Genomic DNA, 24,716 nt, shown 5'->3' with positions numbered 1-24,716 from the left:
ACGACGACGGCGGGCCCCCACCCGAAGGCAGGGGCCCGCCGTCACCACACCGGCATCGAGGGCCTCACCCGTGCCAGGACCGCCACAGCGCCGCGTACGCACCGTCCGCCGCGACCAGCTCGTCGTGACTGCCCAGCTCGCTGATCCGGCCGCCCTCGACGACCGCGATCACGTCCGCGTCGTGCGCGGTGTGCAGCCGGTGCGCGATCGCCACGACGGTACGCCCGTCCAGCACCCGCGCCAGGGACCGCTCCAGGTGCCGGGCAGCCCGCGGGTCCAGCAGCGAGGTCGCCTCGTCCAGCACCAGCGTGTGCGGATCGGCCAGCACCAGCCGCGCCAGCGCGATCTGCTGCGCCTGAGCCGGGGTCAGCGCGGTGCCCCCCGAGCCCACCTCCGTGTCGAGGCCCTGCTCCAGGGCCCGCGCCCAGCCCTCCGCGTCGACGGCACCCAGCGCCGCCCACAGCTCCGCGTCCTCGGCACCCGTCCTGGCCAGCCGCAGGTTGTCCCGCAGCGTGCCGACGAAGACGTGGTGCTCCTGGTTGACCAGCGCCACGTGCTCCCGCACCCGCTCCGCCGGCATCTCCGCCAGCCGGGCCCCGCCGAGCGTCACCTCGCCCGCGCGCGGCCCGTAGATGCCGGCCAGCAGCCGGCCCAGCGTCGACTTGCCGGCGCCCGAGGGGCCGACCAGCGCCATCCGGGTGCCCGGCGGCACCGCCATGGACACCTCGTGCAGCACGTCGACGCCCTCGCGGTAGCCGAAGCGCACGTCGTCGGCCCGCACCTCGCGGCCCGCCGGCACGGTGTCCGGGTCGCCCGCGTCGGGCTCGATGTCCCGCACGCCGACCAGCCGGGCGATCGACACCTGGGCGATCTGGAGCTCGTCGTACCAGCGCAGGATCAGGCCGATCGGGTCCACCATCATCTGCGCCAGCAGCGCGCCCGTGGTCAGCTGGCCGACCGTCATCCAGCCCTGGAGCACGCACCACCCGCCGATCAGCAGCACCGCGGCGAGGATGGTCACGTACGTGACGTTGATGACGGGGAAGAGGACGGACCGCAGGAAGAGGGTGTACCTCTCCCAGGCCGTCCACTCCTTGATCCGCCGCTCGGACAGCTCGATCCGCCCGCGGCCCAGCCGGTGCGCCTCCACGGTGCGGCCGGCGTCCACGGTCTCGGCGAGCACCGCCGCCACCGCCGCGTACCCGGCCGCCTCCGAGCGGTACGCCGAGGGGGCCCGCCGGAAGTACCAGCGGCAGCCGATCACCAGCACGGGCAGGGCCACCAGCGCGGCCAGCGCCAGCGGCGGCGCGGTCACCGCGAGCGCGCCGTACAGCAGCCCGGCCCACACGACGCCGATGGACAGCTGCGGCACGGCCTCGCGCATCGCGTTGGCCAGCCGGTCGACGTCCGTGGTGATCCGGGACAGCAGGTCGCCCGTGCCGGCCCGCTCCAGCACGCCCGGCGGCAGCCCGACCGACCGCACGAGGAAGTCCTCGCGCAAGTCGGCCAGCATCTCCTCGCCGAGCATCGCGCCGCGCAGCCGCACCATGCGGGTGAACACCGTCTGGACGGCCAGCGCGGCCGCGAACAGCACTCCGACGCGGCCCAGATGGAGTTCCCGGGCACCGGCCGCGAGGTCGTCCACCACCCGGCCCAGCAGGTACGGGCCGACCAGCGAGGCGACCACGGCGACGGCGTTCACCGTCACCAGCGTCACGAACGCGCGGCGGTGCCGCCGCAGCAGCCCGCCCACGTACGCGCGTACCGTCGCCGGGGTGCCCACCGGCAGCGTCGCGGCCGATTCCGGGGCCGCCGGGTCGTACTCCGGTGGCGCCACGCCGATCATGCCGACTCCTCGATCTCGGAGAGTTCTTCCAGTCCGCCGACGTCCAGCCCTGACAGGGCCTCGGGCTCCGCCGTCCCCCGCTCCTCGTCGGTCTCGCGGGTCACCACGGCCCGGTACCGGCGGTCGCGGGACAGCAGCTCCCTGTGGCTGCCGACCGCCGCCGCCTGCCCCTCGTGGACCAGGACCACCCGGTCCGCGCGGTCCAGCAGCAGCGGCGAGGAGGCCAGCACCACGGTGGTGCGGCCCGCCCGCAGCGCGGCGACGCCCTCCGCGATCCGCGCCTCGGTGTGCGAGTCGACGGCGGAGGTCGGCTCGTCCAGCACCAGCACGGCCGGGTCGGTCACCAGCGAACGCGCCAGCGCCAGCCGCTGCCGCTGCCCGCCGGACAGGGACCGGCCGCGTTCCGTGATCCGCGCGTCCATCGGGTCGGTCACCCCCTCGGGCGCCGACTGGAGCAGCGCGTCGAGCACGTCCCCGCACTGCGCCGCCGTCAGCGCCTCGCCCGCCGCCACCTGCCCGGAGGCCGGTACGTCGAACAGCTCGCGCAGCGTCCCGGAGAGCAGCACCGGGTCCTTGTCCTGCACCAGCACCAGCTCCCGCGCCGTCTCCAGCGGCAGGTCGCCCAGGGCCACCCCGCCCAGCAGCACCGACGGTCCCTCCGCGGCCCCGGCGGGATGCCCGCCCAGCCGCTCCGCCAGCCGCCCGGCGAGGTCGGGGTCGCCGCACACCACGGCGGTCAGCAGCCCCTCCGGGGCCAGGACGCCGGACTCCGGGTCGTAGAGGTCCCCGCCCTGCGGCGGCTCCGGCGCGTCCGCGGACCCGGCCGCGGTCCCGGGCGGCTCGCCCTCGGTGCGCGTGAGCGTCAGCACCCGGGCCGCCCGTTTCGCGGACGGCCGCGAGAAGGAGTACGCCATCGCGATCTCCTCGAAGTGCCGCAGCGGGTACAGCATCAGCGCCACCGCGCTGAAGACCGCGACGAGTTCACCGACCGCGATCCTCCCCTCAAGGGCCAGCGTGGCCCCGTACCAGACGACGGCCAGCAGCAGCAGACCCGGCAGCAGGACCTGGACCGCCGAGATCAGCGCCCACATCCGGGCGCTGCGCACGGCCGCCCTGCGGACCGCCTGCGAGGCCTCGCGGTACCGGCCCAGGAAGAGTTCCTCGCCGCCGATCCCGCGCAGCACGCGCAGTCCCGCGACGGTGTCGGAGGCCAGTTCGGTGGCCTTGCCGGCCTTCTCGCGCTGTGCGTCGGCCCGCTTCGTGGCGTGCGGCAGCAGCGGCAGCACGGCCAGGGCCAGCACGGGCACGCCGACCGCCACGACCACGCCGAGCGCGGGCGCGTACACCAGCATCCCGACGACGATCACCACGATCGAGAAGACGGCGGCCAGGAAACGGGAGACCGCCTCGACGAACCAGCCGATCTTCTCCACGTCGCCGGTGGAGACGGCCACCACCTCGCCCGCGGCGACCCGGCGGGTCAGCGCCGAGCCCAGCTCCGCGGTCTTGCGGGCCAGCAGTTGCTGCACCCGGGCCGCGGCGGTGATCCAGTTGGTGACCGCGGTGCGGTGCAGCATCGTGTCGCCGAGCGAGATCGCCACGCCGAACGCCAGGAGCAGCAGGCCCACCTGGGCGAGCCGCCCGCCGTCGCGGTCGACGACCGCCTCGACGCCGAGGCCGACCGCGAACGGCAGGCCGGCGACGCCGCAGAAGTGCAGGACGCCCCAGGCGAAGCTCTTGAGCTGGCCGCCGAGCTGGTTGCGGCCCAGCCACAGCAGGAACCGGGGGCCTGACCGTGCGTCGGGTTCTCCGGGATCCGGATACGGAAGGTCGCTGATCTGCATGACGCCCCAGACACGGTGAGTGGTCCAAACCGTGCAAGGTTCGCCTTCCCGGAGGCACCGGGGCAATCGATTTTCGCGTCAGGGGCGGGTGGCCCGCTCCAGCTCCAGGAGCACGGAGCGGTACGAGCGCCCGGTGGCCCGGTCCATGCCGACCTCGCACATCCGGTTCGCCGACAGGTGCAGGTCGTAGGGCCGGGCCAGCACCTCGGCCGCCTCCTTCGCGGTGGCCGACGCGGTCAGTTCCGGGTGCAGCATCCCCCGGTCGCCGGCGAAGGCGCAGCAGCCCGCGTCGTCCGGCACCACCACCTCCTCCGCGCAGGCCCGCGCCACGGCCGCCAGGTGCGCCTCGTCGCCCAGGTGCCGCATCGAGCAGGTGGGGTGCAGCACGGCGGAGCCGGCCCGGCGCAGCACGGACAGGTGCGGCAGCAGTTCCTCGGCGGCCCACACCACCGAGTCCACGACGGTGAGTTCGGCGTGCAGGGCCCGGTTGTCGTCCGTGAGGTACGGCACCACCTCGTGCGCGATGCCCAGGGTGCAGGAGGAGGCGTCCACGACCAGGGGCAGCCGCCCGCCGGCGGTCCAGCCCCAGGCGGCCTCCACGATCCTGTTGGCCATCACCTCGGTGCCGGCCCGGTAGCCCTTGGAGTGCCAGATGGTGGCGCAGCAGGTGCCCGTCACGTCCTCCGGGATCCACACCGGCTTGCCCGCCCGCGCCGACACGGCCACCACGGCCTCGGCGAGCGAGTGCCCCGCGGTGTCGTCCGGCCCGCCGAAGATCCGGTTGACGCACGCCGGGTAGTAGACGGCCGCGGCCCGGGCGCGGGAGGCCGAGGGCGGCAGGGCGCGGGCGGCGGCGCCGGGGACCTGCGGCAGCCACTCCGGTACGAGGTCGGGGTGTACGGCCTTGCGCGCGGCGCCGGTCAGGGCGCGCAGCGGGGCGTCGCCGACCCGGCGGGTGACGGCGTCGGCGGCGGCCACGGCCAGCCGGGCGGCGTGCTCGACGGCCCCGAATCCGCGGGCCGCCAGCTCCGCGGCGCGTTCCTCGCGGGGGGTGTGGCGGCGGTGCCGGAACTCCTTCATCAGGGCGCCGGTGTCGATGCCGACGGGGCAGGCCAGGCCGCAGGTGGAGTCGCCGGCACAGGTGTCGACGGCGTCGTACCCGTAGTCCCCGAGCAGCCCGTCGAGCACCGGGGAGCCGGGACTCTGCCGCATCATCTCGCGGCGCAGCACGATGCGCTGGCGCGGTGTGGTCGTCAGGTCCCGGCTGGGGCAGGTCGGTTCGCAGAACCCGCACTCGATGCACGGGTCGCCGACGGCCTCCACCTCGGGGATGGTCTTCAGGCCCCGCAGGTGCGCGTCCGGGTCGCGGTCCAGCACGATGCGCGGCGCGAGCACCCCGTCCGGGTCGACGACCCGCTTGGTGCGCCACATGATTTCGGTGGCGCGCGGGCCCCATTCCAGCTCCAGGAAGGGGGCGATGTTGCGGCCGGTGGCGTGCTCGGCCTTGAGGGAGCCGTCGAAGCGCTCGACGGTGAGGCGGCAGAAGGCGTCCATGAAGGCCGCGTACCGCTCGACGTCCGCGGGCTTCGCGGCGTCGAAGGCCAGCAGGAAGTGCAGGTTGCCGTGGGCGGCGTGGCCCGCGACGGCGGCGTCGAAGCCGTGCTCGGCCTGGAGCGTGAGCAGGGCCTGGCAGGCCTCGGCCAGCCGGGCGGGCGGGACGGCGAAGTCCTCGGTGATCAGGGTGGTGCCGGAGGCGCGGGCGCCGCCGACGGCCGTGACGAACGCCTTGCGGGCCTTCCAGTAGCCGGCGATGACGGCCGGGTCGCGGGTGAAGGCGTTGGTCACCGAGGCGACGGGCGCGACCAGCTCCAGCCCCGCCAGCACCTCGGCCGCCCGCCGCTCGTACTCGGCCCGTCCGGCCTCGTCGGGGGCGCGGAACTCCACGAGCAGGGCGGTGGTGTCCCTGGGCAGCCCGGCCCAGTCCGCGGGCACGCCCGCGACGGACACCGAGGCGCGCAGGGTGTTGCCGTCCATCAGCTCGACGGCGAGGGCCCCGGCCGCGTTGAACGCCGGGACCGCGGCCGCGGCGGCGGGCAGCGACGGGAAGAACAGCAGGGCGGTGCTGAGCAGCCGGTCCAGCGGCAGGGTGTCGAAGACGGTCTCGGAGATGAAGCCGAAGGTGCCCTCCGAGCCGACCATCAGCCCGCGCAGGATCTCCACCGGGGTGGTGCCGTCGAGGTAGGCGTCCAGCCGGTAGCCGTTGGTGTTCTTGATCTCGTACTTGGCGCGGATCCGGGCCACCAGCTCCGGGTCGGCCTCGATCTCCCGCTTGATCTCCATCAGCCCGGCGCACAGGGCCGGTTCGGCGCGGGCCAGCTCCTCGTCGGCGAGCGGGTCGGCGGTGTCCACCACCGTGCCGCCGGGCAGCACGAAGGTGAGCGAGGAGAGGGTGCGGTACGCGTTCCTGGTCGTCCCCGCGGTCATGCCGGAGGCGTTGTTCGCCACCACCCCGCCGAGGGTGCAGGCGATGGCGCTCGCGGGGTCCGGGCCCAGCACCCGGCCGTACCGGGCGAGCGCGGCGTTGGCCCGTACCACGGTGGTGCCCGGCCGGATCCGGGCGCGGCGGCCCTCGTCCAGCACCTCGACGCCGGACCAGTGGCGTCGCACGTCGACCAGGATGTCCTCCCCCTGCGCCTGGCCGTTGAGGGAGGTGCCGGCGGCCCGGAAGACCACCTCGCGGCCCCGGCCGTGGGCGTACGAGAGCACGGCGGACACGTCGTCCACGTCCTCGGCGACGACCACCACCTGCGGCACGAAGCGGTAGGGCGAGGCGTCGGAGGCGTACCGGACCAGGTCGGAGACCTTCCACAGCACCTTGTCGGCGCCCAGCAGCGCGGTGAGGTCGTCGCGCAGCCCTTCGGGGGTGCCGTGGGCCATCCGCTCGGGCACCCGGTCGGGGGAGGGGCCGGTGATCGTACGGGGCCTCAGCGCCCCGGGCTTCGGCTCCAGCAGCGGCATCGTGCGACCCCTCGCCTTCTCAGCAGCGCGGCTCGGGCCCCTCGGCCAGAGCGGTCAGCAGACCGCCGAGCACCTCGCGCTGGCCGGCGGTCAATGGAGCCAGGATCTCCTCTGCCGCCTCCCGCCGCGCGTTGCGCAGCCGCCGCAGCGTGGCGCGGCCGGTGTCGGTGAGCTCCACGCGGACCACGCGGCGGTTGGCGGGGTCGGGGGCGCGGCGTACGCAGTCGGCCGCCTCCAGGCCGTCGACCAGGCTGGTGACCGCCCGGGGAACGACCTCCAGGCGGGCCGCCAGGTCGGCCATCCGGGGCGGCGCGTCCCAGTGGGCCACGGTGCGCAGCAGCCGGGACTGGGCCGGGGTGATGCCGAGCGGCTCCAGGTGGCGCTTCTGGATGCGGTGCAGCCGGCGGGTGACCCGCAGCAGCTGCTCGGCCAGCAGGCCGTCTGGGTCGGGGGCCATGTCCGGACCGGTGCGGTCGGGTCCGGGTCCGGGCTCGGCCTCGGATCCGGTCTCGGGTCCGGGTCCGGTCTCGGGTCCGGGCGCGGGAGAGGCGGCGGGCGCGGTGCTGCTCATGCCGGGAACACTATCAGGACCATGTTCATTGTGAGTATAGGTAACAATGAGCTACGCTCCCCATGGCACTGTCGCCGCACCTCCTGAAGGAGCCCATGCACCCGCACGGACCCGACTGGACCCCCGCGTCCCGCCCCCTCGATCCCAGCCGCCCCGACCCGGCCGAGCAGCCCCGCGAGCTCCGCCGCATCGTGCGCCTGTTCCGCCCGTACCGCGGCCGGCTCGCGCTGGTGGGCCTGCTCGTCGCCGCGTCGTCGCTGGTCTCGGTGGCCTCGCCGTTCCTGCTGCGCGAGATCCTCGACACCGCCATCCCCGAGGGCCGCACCGGACTGCTCAGCCTGCTCGCGCTCGGGATGATCGCCACCGCGGTCGTCACCAGCGTCTTCGGCGTGCTCCAGACCCTCATCTCGACCACGGTCGGCCAGCGCGTCATGCACGACCTGCGCACCGCCGTCTACGCCCAGCTTCAGCGAATGCCGCTGGCCTTCTTCACCCGGACCCGCACCGGCGAGGTGCAGTCCCGCATCGCCAACGACATCGGCGGCATGCAGGCCACGGTCACCTCCACCGCGACCTCCCTGGTCTCCAACCTGACCGCGGTGGTCGCCTCGGTCGTCGCCATGCTCGCGCTCGACTGGCGGCTCACCCTCGTCTCGCTGCTCCTGCTGCCCGTCTTCGTGTGGATCAGCCGCCGGGTCGGCCGCGAGCGCAAGAAGATCACCACCCAGCGCCAGAAGCAGATGGCCGCCATGGCCGCCACCGTCACCGAGTCCCTCTCGGTCAGCGGCATCCTGCTCGGCCGCACCATGGGCCGCGCCGACTCCCTCACCCGGTCGTTCGCGGAGGAGTCCGAGCGGCTGGTCTCCCTGGAGGTCCGCTCCAGCATGGCCGGCCGCTGGCGCATGTCGACCATCGGCATCGTGATGGCCGCCATGCCCGCCCTGATCTACTGGGCCGCCGGCATCGCCCTCCAGTCCGGCGCCCCCTCGCTCTCCGTCGGCACCCTGGTCGCCTTCGTCACCCTCCAGCAGGGCCTCTTCCGGCCCGCCGTGAGCCTGCTGTCCACCGGCGTGCAGATGCAGACCTCCCTCGCCCTGTTCGCGAGGATCTTCGAGTACCTCGACCTGCCGGTGGACATCACCGAGCGGCCCGACCCCGTCCGCCTGGAGACGGCCAAGGGCGAGCTGCGCTTCGAGGACGTGGACTTCGCCTACGACCCCCAGCACGGCCCCACCCTCACCGGCCTGGACATCACCGTCCCCGCCGGCGGCTCCCTGGCCGTGGTCGGCCCCACCGGCTCCGGCAAGAGCACCCTCAGCTACCTCGTGCCGCGCCTGTACGACGTCACGGGCGGCCGGGTCACCCTCGACGGGGTGGACGTGCGCGACCTGGACTTCGACTCCCTCGCCCGCTCGGTGGGCGTGGTCTCCCAGGAGACGTACCTCTTCCACGCCTCCGTCGCCGACAACCTGCGCTTCGCCAAGCCGGACGCCACCGACGAGGAGATCGAGGAGGCCGCGCGCGCCGCGCAGATCCACGACCACATCGCGGGGCTGCCCGACGGGTACGACACCCTGGTCGGCGAGCGCGGCTACCGCTTCTCCGGTGGCGAGAAGCAGCGCCTGGCCATCGCCCGCACCATCCTGCGCGACCCGCCGGTGCTGATCCTCGACGAGGCCACCAGCGCCCTCGACACCCGGACCGAGCACGCCGTCCAGACGGCCATCGAGGCCCTCTCGCGCGGCCGCACCACCATCACCATCGCCCACCGCCTCTCCACGGTGCGCGACGCCGACCAGATCGTGGTGCTGGACTCCGGGCGCATCGCCGAGCGCGGCACCCACCGGGAGCTGCTGGCCGCCGAAGGCCGGTACGCCGCCCTGGTCCGCCGGGACGCCGAGCTGGCGCCCGCAATGCCGGAAATGTAACGGCCGGCGGGTTAGCGTGCCCGCATGCGCCGCTCCCGTCCCGGCCGCTCCCGATCCGGCCCGCTCGGCTCCCTCGACCCCGTCGGCTCCCTCGGGCCCGTCGGGCCGTCCGGCTACTCCCGGCGCGCCGCCGGCCCCGGCCGGCCGCCGCGCCGGCGCCCCCGGCTGACCCGGCGCGGCCGGCTGCTGCTGTTCCTGGCCATGCTGGCCGGCACCGGCTGCCTGGTGCTCCTACCCCGGCTGACCGGCGGCGACGTGCCGCCCGAGCAGCCGCGCCGGCTGCTCGTCCCGGAGGGCTGGCGCGCCCCGCAGGTGTACGCCGCCGTGGACCGGGCCCTGGGCCTGGCGCCCGGCACCACCCGGGCCGCCGTCCCGCGCGCGGGGCTCGCGCTGCCGCCGGAGGCCAAGGGCAACCCCGAGGGGTACCTGTTCCCGGCGACCTACCCGGTCACCTCGAAGGCGACGCCGGAGGGGCTCCTCCGGTACATGGTCGACACGGCCAACGAACGGCTGGCGGGCGCCGGGATCGCGGGGGCGGCCCGGGCCCGGGGGATGACGCCGTACCAGGTCGCGACGCTGGCCAGCCTGATCGAGGCGGAGGCCGACGCCCCGGCCGACCGGCCCCGCGTCGCGCGGGTGATCCACAACCGGCTGGCCCGCTCGATGCCGCTCCAGATGGACTCCACGCTCAACTACGCGCTCGACCGGCACACCCTCGACGTCAGCCTGGCCGACACCCGCCTCGACAGCCCCTTCAACACCTACCGCCGCCAGGGCCTCCCGCCCACCCCGATCGGCAACCCGGGCCTCGCCGCCCTGCGCGCGGCGGTCTCCCCGGCAGCCGGGGACTGGCTGTTCTTCGTCACCGTCCGCCCGGGCGACACCCGCTTCAGCACCACGTACGAGGAACACCAGAGGCACGTCGAAGCCTTCAACGCGGAACGCCGCGCGTCGGAGCGGGGCACGGGGGACTGAGACGGCCGGCGCATGCCGATCCGAGCCGTCGCCGGGCACCCGCCGCCGGCCGGCGCGGCGTCCGGTCCCGGTCCGGCACCGGACGCCGTGGCCCCCGTCGCATCCCCGCCCGCGACCCGCAACGTGCTCCGCCGGCGGGCGAGCGGCAGGGCCCTGCGGCGTCGGCCGGGATTCCGTTCAGCCGTCGGGCTGCGGTCCGGGGAGGGGGGTCCGCCCGGCGGCGGGGCGGCACCGGGTGCGGGTCCGCCGGTCTGGGTTCCCGGGGTGGCCCGGGCGCAGGCGAGGGGGTCCCGGCTCGGGCCGGGGTCGGGTGCTCCGCGCCGGCGCGCAGGTGGCGGACTTCGGGGACCGCCGCGGCTCCGGGCCAGGGCTCGTCCGGCCCGCGCCCGCGCCCGGTCACGGGCATCGGCTCAGGCCGGTACCGGGGGCTGCGCGCGAGCCAGCAGGCGGCGGATTTCGCGGACCGCCGTGGCGCCGGCGCGGTTGGCGCCGATGGTGCTCGCCGAGGGCCCGTAGCCGACCAGGTGCACCCGCTCGTCGCGGACCGCACGGGTGCCCTCGACGCGGATGCCGCCGCCCGGCTCGCGCAGCCGCAGCGGGGCCAGGTGGTCGACGGCCGCACGGAAGCCGGTGGCCCAGAGGATCACGTCCGCGTCCACGCGCGTGCCGTCGGCCCAGACCGCGCCGGTCTCCGTGAGGCGCTCGAACATCGGCCGCCGGTCCAGCACGCCGGAGTCCCGCCCCTGCCGCACCGCCTCGTTCAGCGGCAGGCCGGTCACGCTGACCACCGACTGCGGGGGCAGCCCCTGCCGCACCCGCCGGTCCACCAGAGCGACCGCCGCGCGGCCCTCCGCCTCGCCGAAGGGGCCCTCGCGGAACACCGGCGGCCGCCGGGTCACCCAGGTGGTTCCCGCCGCGACCTCCGCGATCTCCAGCAGGTGCTGGACGCCGGAGGTGCCCCCGCCGACCACGATCACGCGGGCGCCCGCGAAGGCCGCCGGGCCCGGATAGCCGGCGGTGTGCAGCTGGCGGCCGCGGAACAGCTCCCGGCCGGGGTAGCGCGGCCAGAACGGCCGGTCCCAGGTGCCGGTGGCGTTGATCAGTGCCCGTGCCGAGAACACCCCGGCCGAGCTCTCCACCCGCAGTCGTCCGCCGTCGCCCTCCCGCACCGCCGACACGTCCACCGGCCGCAGCACGCCCAGGCCGAAGGTCTCCTCGTAGGCGGCGAAGTAGTCGCCGATCACCTCGGCGGACGGCCGCTCCGGATCCGCGCCCTCCAGCTCCATGCCGGGCAGCGCGTGCATGCCGTGGACCTTCCCGTACGTGAGGGTGGGCCAGCGGAACTGCCAGGCGCCGCCGGGCCGGGGCGAATGGTCCAGGACGACGAAGTCCCGCCCCGGCTCCAGCCCCGCGCGGCGCAGGTGGTACGCGCCCGACAGCCCGGCCTGGCCGGCGCCGACGACCGCCACGTCCACCTCCCGGACCGCGCCCGGGTCGGTGCGTACGAGGTCTGCCGCAAAGTCGTTCACGGTTCTACTAACTGCGGGGTGCTCCCGGATCTTCCCTGCGCGGCCTGGCCCGTACGTGCATCCGCTCGCCCTGCTTGCCGAAGAGGCTCAGCACCTCCACGGGCCGGCCGTCCGCGCTGCCGAACCAGTGGGGGAGCCGGGTGTCGAACTCGGCCGCCTCGCCCGCCCCCAGCACCAGGTCGTGCTCCGCGAGGACCAGCCGCAGCCGCCCGTCCAGGACGTACAGCCACTCGTACCCCTCGTGGGTGCGCAGGTCCGGCTCGCTGCCCCGGTCCGGGATCACCATCTTGTACGCCTGGAGGGGGCTCGCGCTGCGGGTCAGGGGCACGGCGGTGCCGCCGTGCGGCATCGTGCGCGGCGACATGCGCACCCGGGGGTCTCCGACCTCGGGCGCGCCGACCAGGTCGTCCAGCGGCACCTGGTAGGCCTGGGCGAGCGGCAGCAGGAGCTCCAGGCTCGGCCGGCGCTGGCCCGACTCCAGCCGGGACAGCGTGCTCTTCGAGATGCCGGTCGCCTCGGACAGCGCGGCCAGGGTCAGCCCGTGCCGGTCGCGCAGGCGGCGCAGCCGCGGGGCGACCTCGTCGAGGACCGCCTGGTACGGCGCGGGCCGGTCGGGAGTGGGTTCGTCCATGCGGGCATTCCACCCCCTCGTCCCGGAAACGGCAACAAAAGTTTGCCGGTACCGGGCCCCGGGTGCACGCTCCGGGACATGAGCCCTCACGCGGACCCCACCCCGACGCCCGGCACCCACGGCACCCACGGCAGCCACGGCACCCACGGCAGCCACGGCAGCCACGGCAGCCACGGCAGCCACGGCAGCCACGGCAGCCACGGCCACAGCCACGGCAGTCACTCCCACGACGACCGCACCACCGACCTCGACTGGGCGGACCTCGCCGACCACCTGGAGCAGAACGCCGAGGTCCAGCTCCCCGTCCTGCGGGGCGTCGCGGCCCGCCTCGGGGAACTCCTCGGCCCGGCCCACGTGGTCCGCCGCGTCCTCGACGTCGGCAGCGGGCCCGGCGTCATGACCTCCGTACTCGCCGAGGCCTTCCCGACCGCGGAGGCGGTCGCCGTGGACCCCACCCCCGCCCTCCTCGACCGCGCCCTCGCCCGCGCGGAGCGCCTGGGCCTGGGCGAGCGGGTCGCCGTACGCCACGCCGAACTGCCCGACGGCCTGGGCGCCGGCGCCGAGGGGCCCGGCACGGACGGCGTCGGCGCGGCCGACCTGGTCTGGAGCAGCAAGGCCGTCCACCACGTCGGCGACCAGCAGCGCGCGCTGGACGCGCTGGCCGCCGTACTGCGGCCGGGCGGCCTGCTCGCCGTCGCGGAGGGCGGACTGCCGGTGCGCTTCCTCCCCCGTGACATCGGCACCGGCCGCCCCGGCCTCCAGGCCCGGCTCGACGCGGCCCAGGAGGACTGGTTCGAGGAGATGCGCCGTGAACTCCCGGGCAGCACCGCCCTGGTGGAGGACTGGCCCGCGATGCTCGCACGCGCCGGACTCACCGGGACCGGCAGCTTCACCCTCCTCCTCGACCTGCCGGCGCCACTGGCCGCACCGGCCCGCGCCTTCCTGCACGCACAGCTGACCCGGATCCGGGACACGCGGGGCGACTCGCTCGCCGCGGACGACCGCAAGACCCTGGACCTGCTGCTCGACCCGGAGTCCCCGGACGGCCTCCTGAAGCGCCCCGACGCCTTCCTCCTCTCGGCCGTCACGGTCCACACCGGCCGCCGCCCGGCGGCCTGACGCGACCGACGGGGCCGGGGGCGCCGCGCCCCCGGCCCCGCGCGCCCCGGGAACGGCCGGCGGATGGACGAGGATGAGGCCATGTCACCCTTCACGACGCACGTCCTCCGGATCGCCACCGGCCGCACCGAGACCGTCACCGACCTGACCGACGCCTGCGCCGAGTTCCTGTCCGGCGCGGCCGCCGGCCGGGACGGCCTGCTGAACGTCTTCGTCCCGCACGCCACCGCCGGCATCGCGGTCATCGAAACCGGCGCGGGCAGCGACGACGACCTGCTCACCGCCCTCCACCACCTCCTCCCGGCCGACGACCGCTGGCAGCACCGGCACGGCTCACCCGGCCACGGCCGCGACCACGTCCTCCCGGCCCTCGTCCCGCCCCACGCCACCCTCCCGGTCGTCAACGGCCGCCTGGCCCTGGGCACCTGGCAGTCCGTCTGCCTGGTGGACACGAACAAGGACAACCCCGACCGCGAGGTCCGCCTGAGCTTCCTCGGCTGACCGGGTCGGCGTTCGGCATCGGGCGTAGGCTGCTGCCGGAGAACGAGGGGGGACGATGACCGACGACCGCAAGACGACCGTGCCCGTCTGGACGTTGGCGACCGCGGATGTCCGGGTGCCGGGGCTCACCGCAGGCGAGTCCATGACGGCAGAGCGCCTGGCTGAACTGCGCGGAGCCCTGGCCGTCATGGCCGGCGAGCCGATCGTCACGCTCGAGATGCATCCGCTCCCCGGCGGGATCGACCGCCGCCGCGGCATCCCGCTCGACGCGGCGAGTCCTCTGGCGCAGCACCTGTCGCAGTTCATCACGCAGTCGGCGCGAACGTCCCTCACGGCGGCCAGGGCGACCGGCTCCGGCGAGGGTCTGTACCGGATGGTGGTCCCGGCGAAGGTCGCCGCCCAGTTCGGACAGGGCCTCGTCCGTCCGATGGTCCCGAAGGGGGCGGCCGGCGGTATGTTCGGCGATCTCGTGGACTCGACGGGCAAGGTCGCCGCGAAGGCGACGTTCGTGCCGCTCGGAGGCGCGGCAGCCGTGGGCACGGCGGGCGGTGCCGGTGCGACCGCCGGGGTCGCGGCCGCCGGCGGAACGGCGCTCACCGTGGCCGCTCCGCTCGTGCTGATGGCCGTGGCGGCCGGGGTGAGCGCGCACGCCGACCACCAGCGCCGGCAGGCCGTCGAACGCATCACGGAACTGCTGGAGCAGCTCGAGGCGGACAAGCGCGACGACGAACACGGCGTACTCGACGGCTGCCGCGACGCCGTCGACAAGGCCACCGCCATTCTGCTCGACGAGGGCAGGCCCGGCCTCTCGCTGGGGCTCGACTCGGCGGTCCACGCCATCAACACGGCCCTGGGCAAGGCCGACCGCCGCCTCGCCGGGTGGCAGAGCGCCCTGGACGGACTGCCGCAGGGCGAGGCCGTCGAACTCGGTACGCTGACCAAGTCGTTCCCCGGCGTCGACGAGCGGGGCGGCACGTTCCGCACCCACCTCGAACTCGCCTCGCTGGCCATCGCGCTGAAGCGACGAGTGGTCGTCCTCCAGGCCGTCGAGCACGCCCAGAGCGACCCCGGCAACCCGTTCGAGAACTTCACCCGCGCGCTCAATCGGGATCAGCAGCGCCTCGACGAACTGGAGTCGGGCATCGCCGGCGTCCTGGTACGCCTGTCGGCACTGGAGCTGGCCCGCCCCAACGGTCTGCGCCCCGTCTTCACGACCGGCGAAGTCGACCGCCTCATGAGCGCGGCACACCGGATCCACAAGCTGGGCGCCGGCGTCAGGCTCGACGGCCGCGCGACGGACGTGGCGATCGAGATCGCCCGCGAGGCGGACGGCTCCGTGGTCGTACTCCCCGCGCTCCCCGCGTAGGCGCAGCCGCACCGGACGCCGGGCAGCCCGCCGACGGGGGGTTACAGGCCCTGGGTGGCGGCTCGGGTGGTTGCCTGGGCGAGGGTGCGGAGGGGGACGCTGGGGGTGGCGAAGGCGTCGTTGAAGCGGGGGACCGAGGGGACGTCGGCGGCGAAGGTGCGGCGGATCGTGTCCAGGAGGAGGTCGGCTGCGCTGCCTTCCAGGCCGGCGTCGCCGTGGGCCTCGGCGCGGAGTGCGCCGAGGAGGCAGCGCGCGCCGTCCTCGTCGACGAGGCGGCCGCTGCACCAGCCGCCGGTGGCCAGGCGGTGGTGGGCGCGCTGGAGGAGTGCGGCGACGGGGGTCGTGTGCGCCTCCCCCGGAGGGCGGGGCGACGGTGCGAGGGGGAGCCTGACGACGTCGGTGAGGTCGAGGGGCCCGGTGGGGATGTGCGCCGTGTTGACCTCGTACGCGACCGCGGCCGCGGCCAGCCGGGCGGTCATCGTCGCGTCGGCCAGGGCCAGGCGGTCCTCCAGCGTCAGTCCCCGTGCCGGGGCGGACTCGGGTGCGGGAGGACGGCCGGCCGTGAGGGTGGGGGCCGGGGGGTGCAGGGGCATCGTGGCTCCGGGCGGGGGGATGTGCGTGCCGCTGGTGGGGATGGGGGTGGGGGTGCGTGTGTGGCCTGTGGGGTGGGGTGTCGCTCTGCGATCCGTGAGTGGTGGAGGCGGCGTGTGGTGGAGGCGGCGTGTGGTGGTGGCGGCGCGTGGGTGGTTCGTATGAGGATCGGGTGGTTTGGGGTGTTGTGCCCCCTGGGGCGCGCCGCGGGCCGCGCGTTCACCCGTACGGCTCATCGGGCGGGCGGGCGGCGGGCCGGTGGACCAGCATCGGAGCGGTGGATGCCGACCGAGCGGAGGAGCCGCCATGGCCTTGCACGAGACGAAGCGGGACGCGGCCGCCGCGTTCGCTGACATCTACGCGACCCCGATCAGCCGGGCTGCCCTGCCCAAGCTGAAGATGCCCGACGGCACCGCCGACCCCCGGATCATCCGCGCCCTCATCGAGGACGAGCTCGCCCTGGACGGGAACGCGGCGCAGAACCTGGCGACCTTCTGCACCACCTGGAGCGAGCCCGAGGTGCACGAGCTCATGGACGCGTGCCTCAACAAGAACATGATCGACAAGGACGAGTACCCGCAGACCGCGGAGATCGAGTCCCGCTGCGTGCACATCCTCGCCGACCTGTGGCACGCCCCCGAGGGCACCAGCACCATGGGCTGTTCCACCACCGGCTCCAGCGAGGCGGCCATGCTCGGCGGCCTCGCCCTGAAGTGGCGCTGGCGCGCCCGCCGCGAGGCCGAGGGCAAGCCGACGGACCGGCCGAACCTCGTGTGCGGGCCCGTCCAGGTGTGCTGGGAGAAGTTCGCCACCTACTTCGACGTGGAGCTGCGCCAGGTGCCGCTGGAGCCCGACGCCACCGGCCTGCAGCCGCACCAGCTGCGCGAGTACGTCGACGAGAACACCATCGGCGTGGTCGCGATCCTGGGCGTCACGTACACCTGCGACTACGAGCCGGTCGCGGCCATCGCCGCCGAACTCGACGCCCTCCAGGCGGAGACCGGGCTGGACGTGCCGGTGCACGTCGACGCGGCCAGCGGCGGCTTCGTCGCGCCGTTCCTCCAGCCCGACCTGCCCTGGGACTTCCGGGTGCCCCGGGTCGTCTCGATCAACGCCTCGGGGCACAAGTACGGCATGGCGCCGCTCGGCGTCGGCTGGATCGTCTGGCGTTCGGCCGAGCACCTGCCGGACGAACTGGTCTTCAAGGTCAGCTACCTCGGCGGCGACATGCCGACCTTCGCCCTCAACTTCTCCCGCCCCGGCGGCTCGGTGATCGCCCAGTACTACGTCATGCTGCGCCTCGGCCGCGAGGGCTACCGGGCGGTGTACGAGGCGGCCGCGGCCAGCGCCCGGGCGCTCGGGGAGGCGGTGGCCGGGATGGGCCCCTTCCGGCTGCTGTACGACGGCCGGGGCGGCCTGCCGGCGGTCTCGTGGACGCTGGCCGACGCGAACGCGCCGTTCACCCTGTACGAGCTCAGCGACCAGCTGCGGCTGCGCGGCTGGCAGGTCCCGTCGTACCCGCTGCCGCCCGCCCGCGAGGAGACGGTGATCCAGCGCGTCCTGATCCGGCACGGCATCAGCCGCGACAAGGTGGCCCTGCTCGCGGCGGACCTGGGCGCCGCGGTGGACCGGCTGACCGCGGCCGCGGGCGGCGTCCCGCCGGCGCAGCCGAGCTTCCACCACTGAGACACCGGTCCGGCCCGGGTCGTCGCACGGCGACGGCCCGGGCCGGACCGGCGGTGCGCCGCGCGCCTCCCGTCAGTGCGCCGAGGCCGCCAGCCGCAGCCCGAAGGCGATCAGGACCACGCCCGTGAGGCGGTCCAGCGCGCGCCGGACCGACGGGCGGGAGAGCTGGGCCCGGGCGCGGGACAGCAGCAGCACGTACCCGCCCAGCCAGGCCACCGTGAGCCCGGCGTGCAGCGCGACGAGCAGCGCCATCCCGGCGGACGGCGGCAGGCCGGCGGGGGCCAGTGCGGGCAGCAGACCCGTGTAGAACACCGCGATCTTCGGGTTCAGGAGGTTGCCCACCAGCCCGGTGCGCCAGGGATTGCCCCGCACCGCGGGGGCGACGGCGTCCGGGTCGGCGTCCGCGGACCGCCCGCCCCGCCGCAGCGCCCCGATGCCGAGCACCACCAGGTACGCGGCGCCCAGCACCCGTACCACCAGCGCGGCCCCCGCCGAGGCGGCCAGCAGCGCCGCCAGGCCCGCCACCGCGAGCGCGCCCCACACCAGCAGCCCGGCCGCGACGCCGCCCACGGTGCGCAGCGCGTCACCGGGACCGGAGCCGACGGCCTGCCGGGTGACCAGTGCCAGGTCGGGCCCCGGCACCACGGTCAGCAGGGCCAGCACCCCGGCCGCCACCAGCAGTTGACCGCCCATCACCCCGCCTCCCCGCACGCGGGCGCGCCGGAAGCGCGCATCGCGCGGTGGGACGGCAACGCGGAGAGGGGGCCGGGTGGTGCCGCGCGGGGGCCGGGCGGTGTCGCGGGGGTGCCGGTCTCGGTCATGCGCCCAGGCTGGGGCATGCCCGCCCGTCCGGTCCAGCGCATTGCCCGCCCGTCCGGTCCAGCGCGTTGCCCGGGCGCGCGGGACGGTCAGCAGGGCGGCAGGGCCGGCAGGGCGTACCCGGCGGGGTCGGCGAACAGCGGGTGCAGCAGCACCGTCGCGGACGCCACGGCCAGCACGTCGGGCCCCGCGTGCGGGGTGACGATGCGCTCCGGGTCGTCGCACACCCGGGAGTGCGCCAGCACCTGCGCGCGGACCTCCTCCAGGTACTCCGGACCGGCCAGGCAGGCCTGCTCGGTGACCACGGCCAGGTCAGGGTTGACCACGTCGATCAGCAGCGCCAGGGCGCGCCCCACCGCCCGGGCCCGCTCGCGCAGCAGCTCCCGGGCCCCCGCGTGGCCGTCGGCCGCGGCGGCCGTCAGTGCTGCCGCGTCCGGCCGGGGCAGGATGCCGCGCCGCACCGCCTCCGCGGCCACGGCGGTGTCCGACGCGGTGGCGCCCAGGCAGCCGGTACGCCCGCACGCGCACGGCGTACGCGACCCGGGCACCGGCAGGTGGGCCACGTCGCCGGCACCCGCGCCCGGACCCTGGTGGATCACGCCGGCGATGCCGAAGGCGGCGTCCACCACGTTGCCGACGAACAGGTGCACCAGGCTGCGCCGGGCCTCCGGGCGGCCGAAGAGGATCTCCGACTGGGCCACCGCCCGGGCGTGGTTGTCCAGCCGCACCGGCAGCTCCAGCCGGCCGGCCAGCTCGGCGGCGAGCGGGCGGTCGTACCAGCCGAGTGCGTCGTGGCGGACCACCACCCCCTCGGCGGGCCGCACCCAGCGCCCTATCGCGGCGCCCACCCCCAGCACCGGCCGGCCGCCCGCGGACCCGGCCAGCAGCTCCCGCAGTGCGGCAGCCGCCCGGGCCGGGATCTCGTCCGTGCCGAGGCCGTCGTGCCAGAGGGTGTGCCGGGCGAGCACCCGCCCCCGCAGGTCGACCACGCCCAGGGTGGAGCCGGGCACCCCGATGTGCAGGGCGCCGGCCACCGGCCCTGAGGTCTCGCCGGTGTGCAGGTCCAGCGGCACCTGGGGGCGGCCGGCCCCGGCCGGGGCGGCCAGGCCCGGGAGTTCGCGCAGCAGGCCCAGCCTGAGCAGTTCGGTGGACTGCCGGGAGACCGCCGCCGGGCTCAGCCCCGAGAGGCGGGCGACGGCGCCGCGGGCGACCGGGCCGCCGTCGAGCACGGTGCGCAGCACGGCCGCCGCGTTCGCCTCGCGGCGCCCGTCGCCCGCCCTGCGCGGCCCCCGTCCGGTTCCGGTGAGTGTCACGGATTTCCTCCCGTCATGTTGCGCGCCGTTGCGGCGGCGTGAAATCCCGGACGGCCCGCACGAGTTCGGACACCGGCCGCACGGGCGTCGGAAACCGGCCGTCGGCGGGTTTGAAAGTGCAGGTCAGAGCGGGTTGGCCGGATTCCGTCCGACCGGCGGGTACGGGGCGCCGCACGGCCTCCCGCCGCCCCGGGAAGGCCCTTGACCGCCCTCTCCACCGCTGCCACGCTCCCGGCCAAGGCCACTCCGGTTCCGGCCACTTCCCCCTCCTCCGTCCGTACGGGGGAAGTCAACCACCCATTCCTTCCGCTGCGAAAAGAAATCAGAAGGAGCGTCCCCATGACCGCTGTCACGACCTCGGGCACCACCACCGTCACCAGGATCGGCGGCCGCATCGGCGCCCTGATCGAGGGCGTCAAGCTCGGCGGCGACCTCGACGAGGGCACCGTCGCCGGGATCCGCGCCGCCCTCCTCGACCACAAGGTCGTCTTCTTCAGGGGACAGGACCACCTCGACGAGGAGGGGCACGAGGCCTTCGCCCGCCTCCTCGGCACGCCCGTCGCGCACCCCACCGTCCCCTCCGCCGACGGGCGTTACTCCCTCGGCATCGAGTCCCGCTACGGCGGCCGCGCCAACCAGTGGCACACCGACGTCACCTTCGTCCCCGCCTACCCGGCCTTCTCCATCCTGCGCGCCGTCACGATCCCGCCCTACGGCGGCGACACCCTCTGGGCCAACACCGCCACCGCCTACGCCCACCTGCCCGCCCCGCTCCGCACCCTCGCCGAGGGCCTGCGCGCCGTGCACACCAACGCCTACGACTACGCCGCGCTGGACCCGGAGGCCGCCCCCGAACTGCTGCGCCAGTTCCGCGAGGTGTTCAGCTCCACCACGTACCGGACCGAGCACCCGGTCGTCCGCGTGCACCCCGAGACCGGCGAACGCACCCTGCTGCTCGGCAACTTCGTCGACCGCATCGACGGTCTCACCGCCAGGGACTCCCGCGCACTGCTCGACGTCTTCCAGGCCCACATCGAGCGCCCGGAGAACACCGTCCGCTGGTCGTGGCAGGAGGGCGACGTCGCGATCTGGGACAACCGCGCCACCCAGCACTACGGCGTCGACGACTCCGGTTCCCACGAGCGCACCCTGCGCCGCGTGACCATCGACGGCGACGTGCCGGTCGGCACCGACGGCGAGCCCTCCCGGCTGCTGGAGCCCGAGACCGTGCCCGCCCCGGCCTTCGGAGTGGCCTCCGGCGGCTCCACCGGGGGCGACGCCGCCCCGGCCGCCTGACCGCGGGGCGGGACCGCCCGGGCCCGGCGGGCGCCGTACCACCGGCGCCCAGCCGGGCACCCGCACCCGCCCCGTGTCCACCCGGGCCCCGGCCCCGGCACCCGGCCGCCCGTGCCCACCCGGCCCCGAACCCGGCCCGAACCCGGCCCCGAACCCGGCCCGAACCCGGCGCCGGCATCCGGCCCCGTACCCGGCCCGGGCCCGCCGACGCCTCCCGCGCCCGACACCCCGCCCGACCCCGGCCCGTACCAGAGGAGCCCCCCGTGTCCCAGCTGCTCGCCCTGTCCGCCAGCCCGTCGGCCGCCTCCCGCACCGCCCTGGTCGCCGACCACGTCGTCGACCGCCTCTCCCTCGGCGGGTTCCCGGCCGCCCACCTCCCCCTGCGCCACCTGCCGGCGGACGAGCTCCTCGCGGCCCGCACCGACGGCGAGGCGATCAGGCGGGCGGTGGAGGCGGTGGCCGCCGCAGACGGCCTGATCGTCGCCACCCCGGTCTACAAGGCCTCGTACTCCGGTCTCCTCAAGGTCTTCCTCGACCTGCTCCCGCAGGACGCCCTGCACGGCAAGACCGTCCTGCCCCTGGTGACCGGCGGCTCCCTGGCCCACGTCCTGGCCATCGACTACGCCCTGCGCCCGGTGCTGTCCGCGCTCGGCGCACGCCACGTCGTCGCCGGCCGATTCCTGCTCGACTCGCACATCGAGCGCCTGCCCGGCGGGGTCCGGCTGAGGCCGGAGGCCGCGGTGGACCTCGGCCAGGCCGTCGACGACTTCGTCGAGGCCCTCCCGTCCCGGCCCGCCCTGGCCGGCGCGGCGCTCTGACCCCTGTCCCTGCCACCCGCCGCCCCCCACACCGCACGGCCCGTCACACCCCGCCAGCCACTCCTCCCCGAAGGACCACGCACATGCATCTCGCCACGGCCCCGAACCGGCGCCAGTTCCTCGCCCTGCTCGGCATCTCGGCGGTCGCGGTCGGCTGCGGCCGGGCCGAGGCGGGCGGCGCCGGCGGCGGGGGCGGCCAGACCCGCACCCTCCGCTACCAGGGCGCCGCAGGCGCCGTCACGCTCCCCGAACTCGCCGAGGACCTGGGCTACCTGGGCGACGTCAAGCTCGAATGGGTCGGCAACACCATCAGCGGCCCCCAGGACATCCAGTCCGCCGCGACCGGCCAGACCGACTTCGGCGGCGCCTTCAACGGCGCCGTGGTCAAGCTCGCCTCCCAGGGCGCGCCCGTCAAGGCCGTGATCAGCTACTACGGCTCCGACCGGCACGCGTACAGCGGCTTCTACGTCCTGGAGGACAGCCCCATCCGCACCCCGCGCGACCTGATCGGCAAGAAGGTCGGCATGAACACCCTCGGCGCCCACTCCGAGGCCATGCTGGAGATCTACCTGGAGCGCAACGGCCTGAGCCGCGCCGAGATCGACAAGGTCGAGGCGCTGGTGGTGCCGCCGGTCAACACCGAGCAGTCGCTGCGGCAGAAGCAGATCCAGGTCGGCGTGCTCGGCGGCATCCTGCGCGACAAGGCCCTGGCCACGGGCGGCATCCGGCCGCTGTTCACGGACTTCCAGCTGCTCGGGGCGTTCAGCGCCGGCACGTACGTGATGACCGAGCGGTTCCTCAAGGCCAACCCGGACACCGCCCGCACCTTCGTCACCGGCGTCGCCAAGGCCATCGAGTGGTCCCGCACCACCCCGCGCGAGCAGGTCGTGGCCCGCATGACGGAGATCGTCCGCAAGCGCGGCCGCAACGAGGACCCGGCAGCCCTGAAGTTCTGGCGCTCCTTCGGCGTCGCCGAGACCGGCGGCCGCATCGACGACAAGTCCTTCCAGCTGTGGATCGACTGGCTCGGCAAGCGCGGTGACGTCCCCAAGGGCAAGTTCACCGCACGCGACCTCTACACAAACGACTACAACGCCTACGGCAAGGCGGGCTGAGCCATGACCTCCTCCGCAACCCCGAAGATCGTCTTCGAAGGGGTCACCAAGACCTTCCCCGTCAAGGGCGGCGGCCCCGAGTTCACCGCCCTCGACGGCATCGACCTCTCCATCGCGCCCGGCGAGTTCACGGTGGTCGTCGGCCCCAGCGGCTGCGGCAAGTCCACCCTCCTCGACCTCCTCGGCGGACTCACCCGGCCCACCGCCGGCCGGGTGCTGCTCGACGGCAGGCCCGTCACGGGCCCCGGCCTCGACCGCGGCATCGTCTTCCAGCAGTACGCGCTGCTGCCCTGGCGCACCGCGCTCGGCAACGTGTCCTTCGGTCTGGAGGCCACCGGCGTACCCCGCCGCGAACGCGCCGAACGCGCTCGCGCCCACCTGGAACTCGTCGGCCTCTCCGGCTTCGAGGACCGGCACCCGCACGAGCTCTCCGGCGGCATGCGCCAGCGCGTCGCGATCGCCCGCAGCCTCGCCTACGACCCCGACGTGCTGCTGATGGACGAGCCGTTCGCCGCCCTCGACGCACAGACCCGCGAATCGCTCCAGGACGAGCTGCTGCGCATCTGGGAGCGCACCGGCAAGACCATCGTGTTCATCACGCACAGCATCGACGAGGCCGTCCACCTCGGCCAGCGGGTCGCGGTCCTCACCTCCCGGCCCGGCCGGGTCAAGGAGGTCGTCCCGGTCGCCTTCGGCTCCCGGGACACCACCGAGGACGTGCGCTCCAGCCCGGAGTTCGCCGCCCACCGCCGGCGGATCTGGGAACTGCTCCACGACGAGGTCGCCCGAGCACAGCAGCTGGAGAAGGAGGCAGTGGCCGCATGAGCCAGACCCTGAACCCCGCCAAGACCACCGACGGGACGACAACGGAAACGGAACCGGACCCGGCTCCGGCCGCCACGGCCGGGACCGTGCCCGAGACCCTGCCCCGGCCCGCCGCCGCGCAGCGCCGCCGCCCGTCCCGCACCCGCCGCGTCCTCACCACCCTGCGGAACGCCGCCCTGAAGTCGGCCGCGGTCCTCGCCCTGCTCGTGGTCTGGGAGACCGCCCCGCGCCTGGGGCTGGTCGACCGGACCTTCCTGCCGCCCTTCAGCGAGGTCGCCCAGGCCTGGTGGGGGCTGGCCGCCGACGGACAGCTCGCCGAGAACACCCGCGCCAGCCTGGTCCGTTCGCTGGCCGGCTTCGGCATCGCCGTCGGGGTCGCCGTACCCTTCGGCCTGCTCATCGGCTGGTACCGGCCGGTCGCCGACCTGCTCAATCCGCTGCTGGAGGTCTTCCGCAACACGGCCGCGCTCGCCCTGCTGCCCGTCTTCGTGCTGCTCCTCGGCATCGGCGAGACCTCGAAAATCTCCATCGTCGTCTACGCCTGCACCTGGCCCGTGCTGCTGAACACCATCAGCGCCGTGCGCACCGCGGACCCGACCCTGGTCAAGCTGGCCCGGTCGATGGACCTGCCCACCCACCAGCTGTTCGCCAAGGTGATCCTGCCCTCCTCCGTGCCGGCCGTGTTCACCGGCGTACGGCTGGCCGGGGCCGTGTCCATCCTGGTGCTCGTCGCCGCCGAGATGATCGGCGCCAAGGCCGGCCTCGGCTACCTCGTCAACGCCTCGCAGTTCAACTTCGCCATCCCGCAGATGTACGCCGGGATCATCACCATCTCCGCCATCGGCCTGGCCTTCAACCAGGTCCTGGTCACCATCGAGCGCCGCCTCACCGCGTGGCGCGTCCCGCTCACCGCCTGAGCCCGCGC

General features: G+C 75.1%; 20 protein-coding genes. 11 read left to right on the top strand and 9 right to left on the bottom strand.

Annotation, left to right across the window (positions count from 1 at the left end):
• Positions 1-64 precede the first annotated feature (64 nt).
• The 4 genes from ACIQUQ_RS15990 to ACIQUQ_RS15975 all read right to left on the bottom strand — a co-directional run bounded on the left by ACIQUQ_RS15990 (position 65) and on the right by ACIQUQ_RS15975 (position 7,165).
• Positions 65-1,846, bottom strand: coding sequence for an ABC transporter ATP-binding protein (locus ACIQUQ_RS15990; RefSeq protein WP_403975938.1), 1,782 nt, complete (start codon positions 1,844-1,846; stop codon positions 65-67).
• On the bottom strand, positions 1,843-3,690 hold the full coding sequence (locus ACIQUQ_RS15985) for an ABC transporter transmembrane domain-containing protein (protein WP_403975935.1): 1,848 nt from the start codon (positions 3,688-3,690) through the stop codon (positions 1,843-1,845). The genes ACIQUQ_RS15990 and ACIQUQ_RS15985 overlap by 4 nt, the downstream gene beginning before the upstream one ends.
• A gap of 78 nt (positions 3,691-3,768) precedes the next feature.
• On the bottom strand, positions 3,769-6,708 hold the full coding sequence (locus tag ACIQUQ_RS15980) for an FAD-binding and (Fe-S)-binding domain-containing protein (RefSeq protein WP_403975933.1): 2,940 nt from the start codon (positions 6,706-6,708) through the stop codon (positions 3,769-3,771).
• A 19-nt stretch (positions 6,709-6,727) separates the two neighbouring features.
• Positions 6,728-7,165 (bottom strand): MarR family winged helix-turn-helix transcriptional regulator, encoded by a 438-nt coding sequence (locus ACIQUQ_RS15975; RefSeq protein WP_403976284.1) that lies wholly within the window; start codon positions 7,163-7,165, stop codon positions 6,728-6,730.
• Between the two features lie 209 nt (positions 7,166-7,374).
• On the opposite strand from ACIQUQ_RS15975, the gene ACIQUQ_RS15970 reads away from it, so the two are divergent.
• Positions 7,375-9,207: an ABC transporter ATP-binding protein gene (locus ACIQUQ_RS15970; protein ID WP_403976281.1), complete on the top strand. Its 1,833-nt coding sequence runs from the start codon at positions 7,375-7,377 to the stop codon at positions 9,205-9,207.
• Between the two features lie 24 nt (positions 9,208-9,231).
• Positions 9,232-10,182: an endolytic transglycosylase MltG gene (gene mltG / locus ACIQUQ_RS15965; protein ID WP_403975931.1), complete on the top strand. Its 951-nt coding sequence runs from the start codon at positions 9,232-9,234 to the stop codon at positions 10,180-10,182.
• Between the two features lie 410 nt (positions 10,183-10,592).
• Here mltG and ACIQUQ_RS15960 read toward each other — a convergent pair whose 3' ends face one another.
• Both ACIQUQ_RS15960 and ACIQUQ_RS15955 read right to left on the bottom strand, forming a co-directional pair.
• The gene (locus ACIQUQ_RS15960; RefSeq protein WP_403975928.1) at positions 10,593-11,711 is read right to left on the bottom strand and encodes an NAD(P)-binding domain-containing protein; all 1,119 of its coding nucleotides are present in this window, start codon (positions 11,709-11,711) and stop codon (positions 10,593-10,595) included.
• A 7-nt stretch (positions 11,712-11,718) separates the two neighbouring features.
• The gene (locus ACIQUQ_RS15955; RefSeq protein WP_403975926.1) at positions 11,719-12,342 is read right to left on the bottom strand and encodes a helix-turn-helix domain-containing protein; all 624 of its coding nucleotides are present in this window, start codon (positions 12,340-12,342) and stop codon (positions 11,719-11,721) included.
• A 78-nt stretch (positions 12,343-12,420) separates the two neighbouring features.
• On the opposite strand from ACIQUQ_RS15955, the gene ACIQUQ_RS15950 reads away from it, so the two are divergent.
• From ACIQUQ_RS15950 to ACIQUQ_RS15940, 3 genes are all read left to right on the top strand, one after another.
• The gene (locus tag ACIQUQ_RS15950) at positions 12,421-13,461 is read left to right on the top strand and encodes a class I SAM-dependent methyltransferase (protein ID WP_403975923.1); all 1,041 of its coding nucleotides are present in this window, start codon (positions 12,421-12,423) and stop codon (positions 13,459-13,461) included.
• An 81-nt stretch (positions 13,462-13,542) separates the two neighbouring features.
• Positions 13,543-13,962, top strand: a complete 420-nt coding sequence (locus tag ACIQUQ_RS15945) for a secondary thiamine-phosphate synthase enzyme YjbQ (RefSeq protein WP_403975921.1) — start codon at positions 13,543-13,545, stop codon at positions 13,960-13,962.
• A 55-nt stretch (positions 13,963-14,017) separates the two neighbouring features.
• Complete coding sequence (locus ACIQUQ_RS15940; RefSeq protein WP_403975919.1) at positions 14,018-15,328, top strand: hypothetical protein; 1,311 nt, start codon at positions 14,018-14,020, stop codon at positions 15,326-15,328.
• Between the two features lie 41 nt (positions 15,329-15,369).
• Here ACIQUQ_RS15940 and ACIQUQ_RS15935 read toward each other — a convergent pair whose 3' ends face one another.
• Positions 15,370-15,921, bottom strand: coding sequence for a hypothetical protein (locus tag ACIQUQ_RS15935; protein ID WP_403975917.1), 552 nt, complete (start codon positions 15,919-15,921; stop codon positions 15,370-15,372).
• Between the two features lie 304 nt (positions 15,922-16,225).
• On the opposite strand from ACIQUQ_RS15935, the gene ACIQUQ_RS15930 reads away from it, so the two are divergent.
• The gene (locus ACIQUQ_RS15930; protein WP_403975914.1) at positions 16,226-17,605 is read left to right on the top strand and encodes a glutamate decarboxylase; all 1,380 of its coding nucleotides are present in this window, start codon (positions 16,226-16,228) and stop codon (positions 17,603-17,605) included.
• Positions 17,606-17,677: 72 nt separating this feature from the next.
• On the opposite strand, the gene ACIQUQ_RS15925 is transcribed toward ACIQUQ_RS15930, so the two are convergent.
• The gene (locus tag ACIQUQ_RS15925; RefSeq protein ID WP_403975912.1) at positions 17,678-18,298 is read right to left on the bottom strand and encodes a LysE family translocator; all 621 of its coding nucleotides are present in this window, start codon (positions 18,296-18,298) and stop codon (positions 17,678-17,680) included.
• A gap of 215 nt (positions 18,299-18,513) precedes the next feature.
• Positions 18,514-19,737, bottom strand: coding sequence for an ROK family protein (locus tag ACIQUQ_RS15920; protein ID WP_403975909.1), 1,224 nt, complete (start codon positions 19,735-19,737; stop codon positions 18,514-18,516).
• Positions 19,738-20,076: 339 nt separating this feature from the next.
• On the opposite strand from ACIQUQ_RS15920, the gene ACIQUQ_RS15915 reads away from it, so the two are divergent.
• From ACIQUQ_RS15915 to ACIQUQ_RS15895, 5 genes are all read left to right on the top strand, one after another.
• Complete coding sequence (locus ACIQUQ_RS15915) at positions 20,077-21,033, top strand: TauD/TfdA dioxygenase family protein (RefSeq protein WP_403975906.1); 957 nt, start codon at positions 20,077-20,079, stop codon at positions 21,031-21,033.
• A 263-nt stretch (positions 21,034-21,296) separates the two neighbouring features.
• Positions 21,297-21,851: an NADPH-dependent FMN reductase gene (gene ssuE / locus ACIQUQ_RS15910; RefSeq protein ID WP_403975904.1), complete on the top strand. Its 555-nt coding sequence runs from the start codon at positions 21,297-21,299 to the stop codon at positions 21,849-21,851.
• Between the two features lie 83 nt (positions 21,852-21,934).
• Entirely contained in the window at positions 21,935-22,966 is a 1,032-nt protein-coding gene (locus ACIQUQ_RS15905; RefSeq protein ID WP_403975901.1) for an ABC transporter substrate-binding protein, read from the top strand.
• Positions 22,967-22,969: 3 nt separating this feature from the next.
• Positions 22,970-23,791 carry an ABC transporter ATP-binding protein gene (locus ACIQUQ_RS15900; protein ID WP_403975899.1) on the top strand — a complete coding sequence of 274 codons (822 nt, stop codon included), beginning with the start codon at positions 22,970-22,972 and terminating at the stop codon, positions 23,789-23,791.
• Positions 23,788-24,708 (top strand): ABC transporter permease, encoded by a 921-nt coding sequence (locus ACIQUQ_RS15895; RefSeq protein WP_403975896.1) that lies wholly within the window; start codon positions 23,788-23,790, stop codon positions 24,706-24,708. The genes ACIQUQ_RS15900 and ACIQUQ_RS15895 overlap by 4 nt, the downstream gene beginning before the upstream one ends.
• Positions 24,709-24,716 lie beyond the last annotated feature (8 nt).

This window comes from Streptomyces sp. NPDC101118, assembly GCF_044759445.1.
Classification (GTDB): Bacteria; Actinomycetota; Actinomycetes; order Streptomycetales; family Streptomycetaceae; genus Streptomyces.
This window is presented reverse-complemented; position numbering and strand designations above follow the sequence as displayed.